General features: G+C 39.5%; 14 protein-coding genes and 2 tRNA genes. 14 read left to right on the forward strand and 2 right to left on the reverse strand.

The features are described 5' to 3' along the window. Positions 1 to 34: 34 nt before the first annotated feature. From fabD to ACSAMO_RS12625, 9 genes are all read left to right on the forward strand, one after another. A complete protein-coding gene (gene fabD, locus ACSAMO_RS12585; RefSeq protein ID WP_499209438.1) occupies positions 35 to 970 on the forward strand; it encodes an ACP S-malonyltransferase in 936 nt (311 codons plus the stop codon). Positions 971 to 988: 18 nt separating this feature from the next. Then, positions 989 to 1,729 (forward strand): 3-oxoacyl-[acyl-carrier-protein] reductase, encoded by a 741-nt coding sequence (gene fabG, locus ACSAMO_RS12590; RefSeq protein WP_117965830.1) that lies wholly within the window; start codon positions 989 to 991, stop codon positions 1,727 to 1,729. Between the two features lie 65 nt (positions 1,730 to 1,794). Further along, positions 1,795 to 2,022, forward strand: a complete 228-nt coding sequence (acpP, locus tag ACSAMO_RS12595) for an acyl carrier protein (RefSeq protein WP_022229298.1) — start codon at positions 1,795 to 1,797, stop codon at positions 2,020 to 2,022. Between the two features lie 111 nt (positions 2,023 to 2,133). Then, entirely contained in the window at positions 2,134 to 3,372 is a 1,239-nt protein-coding gene (gene fabF / locus ACSAMO_RS12600; RefSeq protein WP_499209439.1) for a beta-ketoacyl-ACP synthase II, read from the forward strand. Positions 3,373 to 3,495: 123 nt separating this feature from the next. After that, the gene (rnc, locus tag ACSAMO_RS12605) at positions 3,496 to 4,173 is read left to right on the forward strand and encodes a ribonuclease III (protein ID WP_412578111.1); all 678 of its coding nucleotides are present in this window, start codon (positions 3,496 to 3,498) and stop codon (positions 4,171 to 4,173) included. 2 nt (positions 4,174 to 4,175) lie between these two features. Then, a complete protein-coding gene (locus tag ACSAMO_RS12610; protein ID WP_499209440.1) occupies positions 4,176 to 5,180 on the forward strand; it encodes an elongator complex protein 3 in 1,005 nt (334 codons plus the stop codon). Beyond that, the gene (gene smc, locus ACSAMO_RS12615) at positions 5,165 to 8,737 is read left to right on the forward strand and encodes a chromosome segregation protein SMC (protein ID WP_337869170.1); all 3,573 of its coding nucleotides are present in this window, start codon (positions 5,165 to 5,167) and stop codon (positions 8,735 to 8,737) included. Before ACSAMO_RS12610 ends, smc begins: the two co-directional genes overlap by 16 nt. A 9-nt stretch (positions 8,738 to 8,746) precedes the next feature. Continuing rightward, entirely contained in the window at positions 8,747 to 9,658 is a 912-nt protein-coding gene (ftsY, locus tag ACSAMO_RS12620) for a signal recognition particle-docking protein FtsY (protein WP_117965819.1), read from the forward strand. A 105-nt stretch (positions 9,659 to 9,763) separates the two neighbouring features. Then, entirely contained in the window at positions 9,764 to 10,099 is a 336-nt protein-coding gene (locus ACSAMO_RS12625) for an HIRAN domain-containing protein (RefSeq protein ID WP_337869172.1), read from the forward strand. Positions 10,100 to 10,136: 37 nt separating this feature from the next. On the opposite strand, the gene ACSAMO_RS12630 is transcribed toward ACSAMO_RS12625, so the two are convergent. Continuing rightward, positions 10,137 to 10,210 (reverse strand) — tRNA-Gln (locus ACSAMO_RS12630). Positions 10,211 to 10,340: 130 nt separating this feature from the next. After that, a tRNA-Leu gene (locus tag ACSAMO_RS12635) sits at positions 10,341 to 10,424 on the reverse strand. A 76-nt stretch (positions 10,425 to 10,500) separates the two neighbouring features. Between ACSAMO_RS12635 and ACSAMO_RS12640 the strand changes: the two genes are divergently transcribed. From ACSAMO_RS12640 to ACSAMO_RS12660, 5 genes are all read left to right on the forward strand, one after another. Then, positions 10,501 to 11,622, forward strand: a complete 1,122-nt coding sequence (locus ACSAMO_RS12640) for a D-alanyl-D-alanine carboxypeptidase family protein (protein WP_499209441.1) — start codon at positions 10,501 to 10,503, stop codon at positions 11,620 to 11,622. A gap of 15 nt (positions 11,623 to 11,637) precedes the next feature. Continuing rightward, complete coding sequence (locus ACSAMO_RS12645; RefSeq protein ID WP_022228752.1) at positions 11,638 to 12,363, forward strand: pseudouridine synthase; 726 nt, start codon at positions 11,638 to 11,640, stop codon at positions 12,361 to 12,363. 203 nt (positions 12,364 to 12,566) lie between these two features. Further along, complete coding sequence (locus ACSAMO_RS12650; protein WP_022228753.1) at positions 12,567 to 14,117, forward strand: acyl-CoA carboxylase subunit beta; 1,551 nt, start codon at positions 12,567 to 12,569, stop codon at positions 14,115 to 14,117. Positions 14,118 to 14,138: 21 nt separating this feature from the next. Beyond that, on the forward strand, positions 14,139 to 14,531 hold the full coding sequence (locus ACSAMO_RS12655) for an OadG family protein (protein ID WP_117965807.1): 393 nt from the start codon (positions 14,139 to 14,141) through the stop codon (positions 14,529 to 14,531). A 16-nt stretch (positions 14,532 to 14,547) separates the two neighbouring features. Further along, positions 14,548 to 14,925: a biotin/lipoyl-containing protein gene (locus ACSAMO_RS12660; protein WP_022228755.1), complete on the forward strand. Its 378-nt coding sequence runs from the start codon at positions 14,548 to 14,550 to the stop codon at positions 14,923 to 14,925. Positions 14,926 to 14,958: the final 33 nt, after the last annotated feature.

A 14,958-nucleotide genomic window follows, 5' to 3' on the forward strand; every position in this document is an offset into this window, starting at 1 on the left:
TTATTAGATAAATTAAGAAAGGAAAATAAATATAATGGGTAAATTAGCATTTGTATTTGCAGGACAAGGCGCACAAGCTGTCGGAATGGGTAAGGAACTTGCCGAAAACTTCCCGATTGCAGATAAGACATTTGACGAGGCAAGTGAGGCACTTGGCTTTGATATAAAGGATATGATTTGGAACGGCGACAGTGAAACTCTTATGATTACAGAGAACACGCAGCCGACAATCGTTACAATGAGTGTTGCGGCACTTAGAGTATTGCAAGAAAAAGGTGTTAAGCCTGACATTGTTGCCGGACTTAGCCTTGGTGAATATACTGCACACATTGCGTCGGGTTCAATGGAATTTGCCGACGGTGTAAGACTTGTAAAAAAACGCGGTAAGTATATGCAGGAGGAAGTGCCTGTAGGAAAAGGCGCTATGGCGGCTATTATCGCACTTTCCGCAGAGGACGTTATCGCTTGCTGCGAAGAGGCATCAAAAGTCGGTATTTGTTCACCTGCAAACTTTAACTGTCCTGGTCAAATCGTTGTATCAGGGGAAGTTGAGGCAGTGGATAAGTGTTGTGAATTGGCAAAGGAAAAGGGCGCAAAACGTGCTTTAAAACTTCCTGTTTCAGCTCCGTTCCATTGTGCTATGCTTATAGGCGCAGGCGAAAAACTTGCAAAAGAACTTGAAAATGTAGAAGTTAAGGATATGCAAATTCCTGTAATCACAAACGTAACTGCTGATTACGTTTCTTCAAAGGAAGATATTAAACCGCTTTTAATCAAGCAAGTATCTTCATCTGTTAAATGGGAAGAAACTATCAGAAGAATGATAGCAGACGGAGTTGATACATTCGTTGAAGTCGGACCGGGTAAGGCACTTAGCGGATTTATAAAGAAAGTTTCAAGAGATGTAAAGGTGTTTAACGTAGAGGACATGGCGTCACTTGAAAAGACTCTTGAAGGTCTTAACGCATAACAGAGAGGAGATAAAGAAATGTTAAAAGGTAAAACAGCGGTAATTACAGGCTCAGGCAGAGGTATAGGTAAATCAATCGCCCTAAAACTTGCGTCACACGGTGCAAATATCGTTATAAACGATATTCCTTCATCGGATTATGCAGACGAAACTTGTGAAGAAGTTAAAAAGCTTGGTGTAGAATGTATAGTTGTTAAAGGCGATGTAAGAAATACCGAAGATGTTCAGAAACTTGTATCGGAAACTATGGATAAATTCGGTCATATCGACATATTTGTTAATAACGCAGGTATTACAAGAGACGGTCTTATGATTAGAATGTCAGAAGATGATTGGGATCTTGTTATGGATATAAATCTAAAGGGTGCATTTAATTGTATCAAGGCAGTTGCAAGACCTATGATGAAACAAAGAAGCGGTGCTATAATTAATATGGCGTCAATCGTAGGTGTTATGGGTAATCCGGGTCAGGCGAACTATGTTGCTTCAAAAGCAGGTCTTATCGGTCTTACAAAGACAACAGCAAAGGAATTTGCATCAAGAGGTATCAGATGTAACGCAGTAGCACCTGGCTTTATCCGTTCTGCTATGACAGACGTATTGTCTGACGATGTAAAGAAGAAATATCTTGACTCAATTCCGCTTGGGGAATTCGGAGAAACTGAAAATATTGCAGATGTTGTTGCATTTTTGGCATCTGATATGTCAAAATACGTTACAGGTCAAGTAATAAATGTTGACGGCGGACTTGTTATGTAATATAATATGTATATAATTCGTTTAGAATTTATATAGACATTACTGAAAGGGGGTGCAAGTGAATAATGGAATTTGAAAGAGTAAAGAACGTTATCGTTGACCAACTAAGTGTTGATGCAGATGAAGTAACTTTGGAAGCATCATTCGTTGACGATTTGGGTGCAGACTCATTGGACGTTGTTGAACTTATCATGGGTCTTGAAACAGAATTTGATATCGAAATCCCTGATGAAGATGCTGAAAAGATCAGCACAGTAGGCGACGCAGTTGAATATATTAAGAGTCATGCGTAAGATACGAAGTCGTGCCTTGTATCAATACTCTTGGTGCAAGGCATGAAATTTTTTTGAAAAAAGAAATTAATTTTATTATATAGATAAGGATAAACAATAGGAGGTAACTAAATGAGAAGAGTTGTTGTAACAGGCTTAGGTGCTGTAACCCCTATAGGAAATAACGTTGAAGAATTTTGGAACGGTATCAAAGCAGGTAAATGCGGTATTGATAAAGTAACACTTTTTGACGCAACTGATTTTAAGACACAGATTGCCGGTGAAGTTAAGAATTTTGAGCCGACTGATTTTATCGAGAAGAAAGACGCTCGTAAAATGGACAGATATACTCAGCTTGCAATGGTAGCGGCTGATGAGGCTGTTAAGGATTCGGGTCTTAATATGGAAGACGAAGACCCTTGGAAAGTCGGAGTTATAACAGGTTCGGGTATCGGCGGTATCCATACTCTTGAGGAACAGCATAAGTCACTTCTTGACAGAGGTCCGGGACGTGTAAGTCCGTTCTTTATTCCTATGATGATAGGTAATATGGGCGCTGCACAGATTGCAATTAAGTACGGAGCAAGAGGTGTAAATGAAAATATCGTTACAGCTTGTGCTTCGGGTACAAACGCTATCGGTGACGCTTTAAGACACATTCAGCACGGTGCTAACGATGTTATCATCGCAGGCGGTGCAGAGGCGGCTGTAAGTCCGCTTGCATTTGCAGGCTTCTGTAATATGAAAGCTATGTCAACAAGAAATGACGATCCTAAAACAGCGTCAAGACCGTTTGACGCAGAACGTGACGGATTTGTTCTAAGTGAAGGTGCAGGCTTTATAGTTATAGAAGAACTTGAACACGCAAAGAAGAGAGGAGCTCATATTTATTGTGAACTTGTCGGCTACGGTGCAACTGATGATGCTTACCACATCACAAGCCCTATTCCGGGCGGTGTCGGCGGTGCAAAGGCTATGTCACTTGCAATCGAAGATGCAGGTTTAAAGCCTGAAGATGTAACATACATCAACGCTCACGGTACATCAACAAAGTACAATGACGAGTTTGAAACACAAGCCATAAAAGAGGCTCTTGGCGAGGCGGCTAAGAACGTTGCAGTAAGCTCAACAAAGTCAATGACAGGTCACCTTTTGGGTGCGGCAGGCGGTGTCGAGGCAATCGTTTGTGCATTGGCTATCAAGGACAGTTACATTCCTGCAACAATCAATTACAATACACCTGATCCTGCTTGTGATTTGGATATAGTTCCGAATAAGGGCAGAGAACAGGAAGTTAAAGTTGCAATGTCAAATTCACTTGGATTTGGCGGTCATAATGCAACTATCGTAATGAAAAAGTACGAAGATTAATTAAATAAACTTAAACAATAGAGGATGTCTTTTTAAGGCACCCTCTACTGTTATGTGGATTGCTCTAAGCGGTGAACGGTTCACTCTTTAGAGCAGTGTATGTACAGAGAAAGGAAAGCTGTTATGAAAAACGTACAAGAGAAAATCGGTTACACATTTAAAAATGTTAATCTTTTAGAAACGGCACTTACGCACAGCTCATATGCGAATGAGTGTAAAAAAGAAAATAACGAACGTCTTGAATTTTTGGGCGATTCTGTTTTGAGTGTTATAATCAGTGACTATATATTCAGACGTTTGCCGAATGTTGACGAGGGTTGGCTTTCAAAATATCGTGCAACGCTTGTCTGCGAACAGTCGCTTAACGAAATATCTAAGAAAATTTCGCTTAGCAAATTTATATTGCTCGGTAAGGGTGAAGAAATGACAGGCGGACGTCAGAGAGCGTCTATCGTTTCGGACGCATTTGAGGCGGTTTTGGCGGCAATTTATCTTGACGGCGGTATGGAAACGGCAAGAAAATGGGTAATCGACCTTATGCGTGAGGCGATTAACGAAGTTGTGACAGGTCACGGATATGCCGACTATAAAACAATGCTGCAAGAGGCACTTCAAAAAGGTACACAGGGCAAAGTCACATACAGAACAATCGGCGAATCTGGTTTGGACCACAACAAAGTGTTTGAAGTTGAAGTGCTTGTCGATGATGTTCCTAAAAATAAAGGAACAGGTCACAGCAAAAAAGAGGCTGAACAAAATGCGGCACATACTTTGCTTAAATCAATGGGAAAAGTACAGTGACTATGAAAACGTATAATATACCGATATTTGTACCGCACAGAGGTTGTCCGTTTGATTGTGTTTTTTGCAATCAAAAACGTATAACGGGGACACAAAAAGAAGTCAAGGCTGATGATGTTCATAATATTATAGGTGAATATCTTCAAACATTACCGAGTAAAAACAGACGTATCGAGGCGGCGTTTTTCGGCGGCAGTTTTACCGGTATACCGATTAACGAACAAAGCGAACTTTTAGCCGCCGCGAATGAATATCTTAAAAAAGGAGATATTGACGGAATACGTCTTTCAACCAGACCCGATTATATAGACAAAGAAATACTTGACAATTTGCTTAAATACGGAGTTACAACGATTGAACTCGGTGTACAGTCTATGGACGACAGTGTTTTGAAATCGTCAAACAGGGGACACACAAGAGAAGATGTCATAAATGCGGTAAAGCTGATAAAGGAATATCCGTTCACACTCGGACTTCAGATGATGACAGGCTTGCCGGGGGATACCGATGAAAAATCGCTTTATACGGCAGACGAAATAATAAAGCTGAAACCTGATATTGTACGCATATATCCGACGCTTACCATAAAGGACACATTCCTTGAAAAAATGTATTTGACGGGTAAATATAAACCGCAGTCGGTTGATGAGGCGGTTAATCTTGCCAAACAGCTTTTATTGAAATTTGAAAAGAATAGTATAACCGTTATAAGAGTGGGTTTGCAGTCAACCGATGAAATAAGCGAGAACGGTTCTGTTGTTGCAGGACCTGTACACAGCTCATTTCGTGAACTTGTCGAAAGCAGTATTTATTATGACATTATATGCGGTAAATTGAAAGACGACTGTAAAAGAGCAGATGTTTATGTAAATCCGAGAGAAGTTTCAAAAGCGGTCGGTAATAAGCGTTGCAATATAATTAAATTAAAACAAGAGAAAAATATTGATGTAAAGATATGTACAGATGAAAATTTGGGAAAAAGAGAGGTGAGATGTACTTGCTATTAAAAAGACTTGAACTGCAAGGTTTTAAATCGTTTGCCGATAAAACAATTCTTGAATTTGTCGAAGGCTCAACGGCGGTCGTAGGTCCGAACGGCAGCGGAAAAAGTAATATTTCCGACGCTATTCGTTGGGTTATCGGTGAAATGAGTGCAAAATCTCTCAGAGGTTCTAATATGCAAGATGTCATTTTTGCAGGTACAGAAACGAGAAAGCCTGTCAATTTTGCGGAAGTGAGTCTTGTACTTGATAACAGCAGTCATTTGTTTGATATAAATTATGATGAAGTTGTTGTAACAAGACGACTTTTCAGAAGCGGTGAAAGTGTGTATCAGATTAATCGCTCAAACTGTCGTTTGAAAGATATACATGAGCTGTTTATGGATACGGGTCTTGGACGTGACGGTTATTCTATTATCGGACAGGGTAATGTGTCGCAGATATTGTCAACCAAAGCCGAGGACAGAAGAAGTCTGTTTGAGGAGGCTGCAGGTATATCAAAATACAAGTACAGACGTGAAGAGGCGGAACGAAAGCTAAAGGGTGTTGAAGAAAACCTTGTAAGAATTTCCGATATAACGACTGAACTTGAAGGTCAGCGAGGACCTCTTAAACGTCAGTCGGAAAAAGCGAGAAAGTATTTGACATACTATGAAGAATATAAAGGACTTGACGTAAATTTAAGCATTATAACGATAGACAAAAACCGACTTGCCGCCAAAGAGGCAGACAGGCTTTATAACAGTGTTGAAGAAGAACTTGCCGAGCTCAGAGCAACGGAATCGGAAACAGAACAAAAAATCACATCGCTTTATAATGAAAGTGAACAAGCCGATACCGAAATAGCGGAACAGAACAAACTTCTTCGTGAGGCTGAGTCAAAGAATATGGAAACCAAAAATCATATTTCTTTATTTGAAAACAACATAAAGAATAATGAGCTTATGCTTAAAAGAATTGATAACGAAATTCAAAGCATAAAAGATAAAAATATTGAACGCGAAAACAGTATAGAAAAGCAAAAGGCAGAGATTGAAGAAAAGAATAAAGATGCTGAAGAAATGCTTACTGCGTTCGATTCTATGAAAGAGGAACAGGATGAAATTGCAAAGCAGAAAGATACTCTTTCAAAAGAAATCGACAGTCTGCAGGGCGATATTATCGAAAAGCAGAATTTGATTGCGACAAAGCGTGCACAAATAAACGGTGTTGAAAATTTGAGGAGCAGTTTTATAGAACGACGAGAAGTGGTTGAAACCGAAATAAAGACCTTTAACGAGGGCGTTTCAAACACAAAACAGGAGATAGAAAACTGCAAAAAGGAAATATCGGAAAAGTCTGAAAAGTGCGGCAAAATGAAAGAAACCATAAACCGCCATAACGAAAACATAAATAAGTTAAAATCCGAAAACGATAAACTTACATCAAGTCTTAACAATATGAATGTCGAGTATAATTCAAAATCTTCAAAGAAGAAAATTCTTGAGGGTATGGAAAACGATTATGCCGGATATTCAAAGAGCGTAAAGGCGGTGCTTAAAGCCGAAGAACTGAAAAAAATCAGAATTTACGGTACTGTATCGGGACTTGTGGACGTAAAAAAGGAATACGTTACGGCTATTGAAATCGCACTTGGCGGAGCGTTGCAGAATATTATAGTAGAGAGCGAAGAGGACGCAAAGACGGCGATTAATTATCTTCGCAGAAATAATGCAGGTCGTGCAACATTTTTGCCGGTGTCGGCTGTAAAAGGAAGAGAACTTGATAATGTTGGCGAAATAAGTAAGCAAAAAGGCTTTATCGGACTTGGAAGTAAACTTATAAAGTATAACAGTAAGTACGACGGTATTATAAAAAGCTTGCTCGGCAGAGTTGTTGTGGTTGATAATGTAGATAATGCCATTGCTATGAGCCGACATTTCGGATACAAATTCAGAGTTGTAACACTTGAGGGCGAAATATTGAACGCAGGCGGTTCGATGTCGGGCGGTAGTGTAAATAAGCAAAGTGGATTTTTGTCGAGAGCTACTGAAATAAAAACGCTTACATCGGAATTAAACGATTTGTCAGTTAAAATAAAAGAGTTTGGTGACAAAAAACAGCAGATTGAAAATGATATGAGAACTATAAATAATCAGTTGTCGTCATATGTTCCGCTTGTGAGAGAGTATGAGGACGAGATACTTCGTCTGGAAAATACGCAAAAACATCTTGAAGAAAAGATTGAATCGGGAAGTAATACAGAGAAAAACTATAAAGCAGAGCTTGAACAGATTGAAAAGCAACTGTCGGAATCTTCGGATGATATTGCCGAGCTTTTGCAGAATGTCAGAAATCTTGAAAAGGAAAGTAATGACTTACAGAGCAAAGCGGAAAAACTGAATGAAGAATTTAATCGAATTTCAGAGGAAAAAGACGAGAAGTCACAAAGCTTGATGGATAACACAATGAAGCTTGCAGATATGCAAAGGGACATTAAAGTTATCGAAAAAGATATTGAAACAAAGAAGAATGATATTGCAAATTCCGTAAAAGATATAGCACAAAAAGAGCAGGATAAAACAAGAATATGTGCTGAAAACGAAAGTTTAAAACAGCAGATTGAGGACAAAAACAAGCTGACGGAAGAAATCGCAAAGAGTACGGCGGATATAAATGATTATATCGAGAGTATTCAGAAGAAGAAAAGCGATATTTCAACGTCACTTCAAAATATCCAAAATTCAAATAAGGATTTAACGGATAAATTGCTGAACTTGCAACAGGAACTTTCAAGACTTGAAAACAGACGTGAAAAACTCAATAACGATATTGAAAATATTATAGGCAGATTGTGGGAGGACTACGAACTGACTTATAACAGTGCGTGCGAAATTAAGACAGAAGTTGAAAATGAGAAAGAATCGTTTGCAAGGTTGTCGGAATTGAAGTCGCAGATAAAATCACTCGGCAGTGTAAACGTCGATTCTATCGAAGAATATAAAGCGGTAGAGGAGAGGTTTGTGTTCTTGACAGAGCAAAAGAGCGATCTTGAAAAGTCGAAAAACGAACTTAACGGAATAATAGAGTCAATGGAAGAATTGATGAAAGAGCATTTCGGGAAACAATTTCAGGAAATCAATGAGAGTTTTAGTCTGGTGTTCAGTGAACTTTTCGGAGGCGGTAAAGGTGAATTGACTTTGTCTGACCCAAGCAATGTTCTTGAAAGCGGTATTGAAATTATCGCACAGCTTCCGGGTAAAGGTTCGCAGAATATCAATCTGTATTCGGGCGGTGAAAAGTCGTTTATTGCTATTGCACTTCTGTTTGCAATACTTCGAGTAAAGCCGGCTCCGTTCTGTATTTTGGACGAGATTGACGCGGCACTTGACGATGTAAACGTTTCGAGATTTGCAACATATTTAAAAAATTATATTGAACAGACACAATTCATTGTTATCACTCACAGACGTGGTACAATGGAGGCGGCAAATATTTTATACGGCGTAACAATGCAGGAAAAAGGCGTTTCTAAGTTGTTGTCACTTCATATAGATGATGTCGCAGACGATATGGTCAGTTAGGAGTAGTATATGGGATTCTTTGATAAGTTAAAAAACGGTTTGACAAAAACCCGTGAATCAATCGCAAAACAAGTTAATAATGTATTCAGTGTGTTCGTAAAAGTTGACGACGAACTTTTTGAAAATCTTGAAGAGGCACTTATTATGGCAGATATAGGTGTAGAAACTTCAACATACATTATTGAAAAACTTCGTGATAATGTTAAACACAAGCATATCACAGACGGAAACCTTGTAAAAGAGGAATTAAAGAGCATAATAAGCGAAATACTCAGTGCGCTTGATACAACGGTGAATACGTCAACAACACCGTCTGTTATTTTGGTGATTGGCGTAAACGGTGTCGGAAAAACAACAAGTATCGGAAAAATCGCATCACATTATAAGTCGATGGGTAAAAAGGTACTTCTTGCGGCGGCTGACACATTCAGAGCGGCGGCGATAGACCAGCTTGACATATGGGCGCAGAGAAGCGGTTGTGATATAATCAAGCACCAAGAAAACAGTGATCCGGCGGCAGTTGTGTTTGACGCTTGTACGGCGGCAAAGGCGCGTGGTGCTGATATTCTTATATGTGATACAGCCGGCAGACTTCATAATAAGAAAAATCTTATGGCGGAGCTTGCGAAGATTAACCGTGTAATTGAACGTGAACTGCCTGATTCGGCAAGAGAAACATTGCTTGTCCTTGACGCGACAACAGGTCAAAATGCGGTAAGTCAGGCAAAATTATTCTCCGAGGCGGCGGATATTACGGGAATTATCCTTACAAAGCTTGACGGTACGGCAAAAGGCGGTATTGTAATATCAATAGCAAAAGAACAGAATGTTCCGGTTAAATTTGTCGGCGTCGGTGAAGGTATCGACGACTTGCAGGAATTTAACAGCGATGATTTTGCAAAGGCTATATTTGAAGAATAAATAATATAAACTCTGACAGTCAAAAAAATGGCGGTCAGAGTTTTTTTGTACAGTTTTTTGGACATAGGTGAATGTATAATTTAAGTAGAAAAGGAGATGGGAGAAATGAAAAATTCGGTTTTAGTCACAATAACGGGACTTGCTCATTATTACGGAACGAAGCCGTTCAAAGTCGGAGCGGTAATAAAATTGAAAAAGGAATATGATAACAAATATGATGACGAGGCGATAAGAGCACAACTGCCGTATATCGGTACAGTCGGTTACATCGCAAACAGTACATATACGGTTTATTCTGGTACATACAGTGCGGGACGTTTATATGATAAAATAGGCGAATGTGCGTGTGCGAAAATTATTTTAATAACACATTCAAGCGCTGTTGCGGAAGTAATAGAGGGCTGTCCGTCAGAGAATATGGGCGAATGTGTATTTGAATAAAAATAAAAAAGTTATCCATAAAGGATAACTTTTTTTGTGGCTGCGGATCCAGGATTCGAACCCGGACAGAACGAGTCAGAGTCGTTAGTGCTACCTTTACACAAATCCGCAACGATAACTGACAAATGATATAATACCATATAATCTAACTTTTGTCAACAGTTTTTTTAAAAAGTTTTTTTGCTGTTGATAAATATAATTTTATATGATAGAATATATATTATTAATTAATCTAAAAAAATGGTGCGAGGGACCGGACTTGAACCGGCACGGTTAAACCACACGCCCCTCAAACGTGCGCGTCTGCCTATTCCGCCACCCTCGCATTAACGTGATTTATTATACCAATAAAAAAGAGTTTTGTCAATTAAAATAAATATTTTTTGTGGAGATGTTTTTTAATGAAAAAAATTTTGGCACTTGTTATTATGACTATAATTACTTTTTCACAGTTAAGTGCTTTTGCAATGGCGGAATCTGCCGAGTGTGCGTGCGTTATAAATGCGTTGACGGGTGATGTTGTATTTTCAAAAAATATGAACCAAAAACATGCAATGGCAAGCACAACTAAAATAATGACAGCCATTGTTGCTATTGAACGTTGTAATATGGACGAAATTGTTGGTGTGAGTGCGACGGCGGCAAATCAAGAGGGTTCGGCGGCATACATATCTGAGGGAAATCAATATTATATGAAAGATTTGCTTTACGGTTTAATGCTTAATTCCGGAAATGACGCGGCGGTAGCGATAGCCGAACATGTGGCGGGAAGTGAGGAATCATTTGCGGAGCTGATGAATGAAAAAGCGGAAGAACTCGGACTCGGCAATACGCATTTTATGAATCCGAGCGGACTTGACAATCCGGAACATTACACAACGGTTTACAATCTTGCACTTATTGCAAGATATGCAATGACGCTGCCGCAGTTTCGGGAAATAGTCGCAACGCAGACTGCGCAAGTACAGGCATTAAATTCAGATGAAATACTTTATTTTTCAAACCACAATAAAATGCTAAGTCTGTATGAGGGAGCAAACGGCATAAAAACAGGCTTTACAAAGTCAACGGGCAGATGTCTTGTATCGTCTGCACAGAGGGACGGAATGGAGTTTATAGCGGTGACTTTGAATGATCCGAACGATTGGAATGACCACGCGAAAATGCTTGATTACGCATTTTCGGAACATTATCCGAAAAAACTTATAGAGCAGGGCGATACAGTAAAGGTTACGAATATTGACGGAAAAGATTATTCAATGGTTGCGGCGAGTGACTTTACAATACCGTTTAAAGAACATCAGAAAACGCAGGTAGAAGTTATATCGCATATATCAAATGACTTACAAGCACCTATAAATCAAGGCGAAAAAGTGGGGTGGCTTGAAATTGTGTGTGACGGAGTGAGCATCGGTGAAGTTGATATTATTTCGGAAAACGATATTTACGGAGTAAGCAATATAAGATTGAAAAACAGTTTTTTCAGCAGTTTTATAAGAGTTGCGAAAATATTGTTGGTATAAATGAAAGGAGAAAAAATGGGAGAGATAGTAAGATTACAAAAATATATAGCAATGAGCGGTGTTGCGTCAAGACGTGCCGCAGAAACTATGATACAAGAGGGCAGAGTTAAGGTAAACGGCAAGAAAATAACGGAACAAGGCGTAAAAATCGAAATCGGTGCAGACAATGTATCCGTTGACGATAAGCCGATAAAGCTTAAAAACAAGAAGTATTATATAATGCTTAATAAGCCTGTCGGATATGTTTCAACCGCAAAAGACCAATTTGACCGACCGACTGTTGTTGACCTTATAAAAGAAGATTTGGGTGACGTAAGAATTTTTCCTGTCGGACGACTTGACTATGAAACCGAGGGATTGCTTTTGCTTACAAATGACGGTGACTTCACATACAAAGTCACGCACCCTAAGTTCCATACCGATAAGACTTATATTGCAACGATAAAGGGCGGTATAACGATAAGCGGTATCAATAAGCTGAGAAACGGTGTTTATATTGATGATTTCAAAACATCACCGGCGGAGGCTGAAATACTTGACGCGGTAGACGGACACACATATATTAAAATAACAATTCACGAGGGTAAAAACAGACAGGTTCGTAAAATGTTTGCGGCAATCGGCTGTACGGTTGTCGGCTTGCAGAGAATTAAGATAGGCAACGTGGAACTCGGTAATCTTCCGCTTGGAAGATGGCGTCATCTGACAAGTCACGAAGTAAATTATTTGATGAATTCTTAAAAAGAGGCTGTTGACATTTTGTCAACAGCCTCTTTTGTGTATCATATACAAATTTAAGGGGATATTTGTCGATATTTTTTGAAAGCTAACTTGTGAAAAAAGAAATAAAAATGATTGAAAAAAAATTGCGGTTAAGGTATAATATACTTTAGGTATATTTTTTTAAAATTTATCTCTAATCTACAAACAATGGAGGTTAAAACATGGGAACAGTTGATAAATTGACTGAACTTCAATACCGCAGAAGTGTAATAAATAACGGCGGCGGAGAAGTAAAAATCAAAAAGCAGCATGATTCCGGAAAGCTGACAGCAAGAGAGAGAATTAATGCTCTTTTGGATGAAGGCAGTTTCGTTGAAATTGATGCTTTTGTAACTCACAGATGTACCGAGTTCGGTATGGATTGTGTTGAGGCTCCGGGTGAAGGAGTTGTTACAGGTTACGGTACGGTTGACGGACGTCTTGTTTACGTTTACGCTCAAGACTTTACAGTAATCGGTGGCTCACTTGGAGAAATGCACGCAAAGAAAATTTGCAAAGTCATGGATATGGCGGCAAAGATGGGTGCTCCGATAATCGGAATGAACGATTCGGGCGGAGCAAGAATTCAAGAAGGTATAGACGCTCTTTCAGGTTTCGGAGATATATTCTTCAGAAACACTGTAAACAGCGGTGTAATTCCTCAGATTTCTGTAATTATGGGACCATGTGCAGGCGGTGCTGTTTATTCACCGGCTATTACAGACTTTATCTTTATGGTTGAAAAGACAAGTCAGATGTTTATAACAGGTCCGCAGGTAATCAGTTCTGTTACAGGTGAAAATGTAACAAGCGAAGAACTTGGCGGCGCTGATACACATACTTCAAAGTCGGGTGTTGCACACTTTAAGGCGGCAAATGACGAAGAATGTATCGCAAAAATCAGAAAGTTGCTTTCATACTTACCTGCAAACAATCTTGAAGAGGCTCCTTACGAACCTACAAATGACGAAATTAATCGTCTTTCAGAAAAACTTACAACAATCGTTCCTGACGATTCGGGTAAGGCTTATGACGTTAAGGAAGTTATCGCCGAACTTGTTGATAACGGCGACTTCTTTGAAGTACAGGAAGGCTTTGCAAAGAATATTGTAATAGGTTTTGCAAGAATGAACGGACAGGTTATCGGTATCGTTGCAAATCAGCCTAAGGTTATGGCAGGTTCACTTGATGTTAACTCATCAGACAAAGCAGCAAGATTTGTACGTTTCTGCGACAGCTTTAATATTCCTCTTGTTACTCTTACAGACGTACCGGGTTATTTCCCTGGCGTTGAACAGGAACAAAACGGTATTATCAGACACGGTGCTAAGTTGCTTTACGCATTCTCAGAGGCTACAGTTCCAAAGATTAACGTAATCTTGAGAAAAGCTTACGGCGGTGCATACATAGCAATGAATTCAAAACATCTTGGTGCTGATATAGTAATGGCATGGCCGACGGCAGAAATCGCTGTTATGGGTCCTGAAGGTGCAGCTAACATCATTTTCAAGAATGATATTAAGGAAAGCTCTGATCCTGTTACTACAAGAAATGAAAAGATTCAGGAATACAGAAATAAGTTTGCATCACCTTACGAGGCTGCAAAGCGTGGTTATGTTGACGATGTAATCGAACCTGATTCAACAAGACCGAGAATAATCGCCGCACTTGAAATGCTTGCATCAAAGCGTGATTCAAGACCGGCTAAAAAGCATGGAAATCTTCCTGTTTAATTGTGAAAGGAGATTTTTAGTATGTATTCAGAAGCATTATTGACAGGTCAGAACCTGTCATTAAGTGAAGCGTTGGCAATGGGAGGACAAACAACAGTTATAGGTTTGGCAATAGTTTTCGCCGTACTTATCATACTTATGATAGTGCTTTCGCTTTTCAAGGTTATATTCTATAAAAAGCCTAAAACACAGGCAGCTCCTGCTGCAGCACCGGCTCAAGCCGCACCTGTAGAGGAAGAAACGGCAGACGATACAGACGAAGAAGAACTTATCGCAGTATTGACAGCCGCAGTTGCCGCAAGTCTAAATACTTCAACGTATAACCTAAGAATTAAGTCATACAGAAGAACAGACAATAAAATGCCTGCTTGGAATAAGGCGGGTGTAACCGAAACAATTAATAATAGATTCTAAAGGAGGCAAAACCTAAATGAGAAAATTTAATATTTCAGTAAATGGAAAATCATACGAAGTTGACGTAGAAGAAGTAGGCGGAGTATCAACTCCTGCACCGGCTCCTGTTCAAACAGCCGCTCCTGCACCAAAAGCTGCACCGGCTCCAAAGGCTGCACCGAAAGCTGCTCCTGTTGCAGGTGCTAAGCAAGTAACTGCTCCAATGCCTGGTACAATCGTATCTGTAAAGGTAAACGTTGGTGATAAAGTTGAGGCCGGAACACTTGTTGCCGTACTTGAGGCAATGAAGATGGAAAACGAAATTTTCGCCGGTGTAGACGGAACAGTTGCAGGTATCAGCGTATCAGCAGGTGACAGTGTAAACAGCGGTGACGTAATAGTTTCAGTAAACTAATACAGTCACGACTAAATTATAGAAAGTGGTGAC

The organism is Ructibacterium sp. SJQ-7, assembly GCF_054696575.1.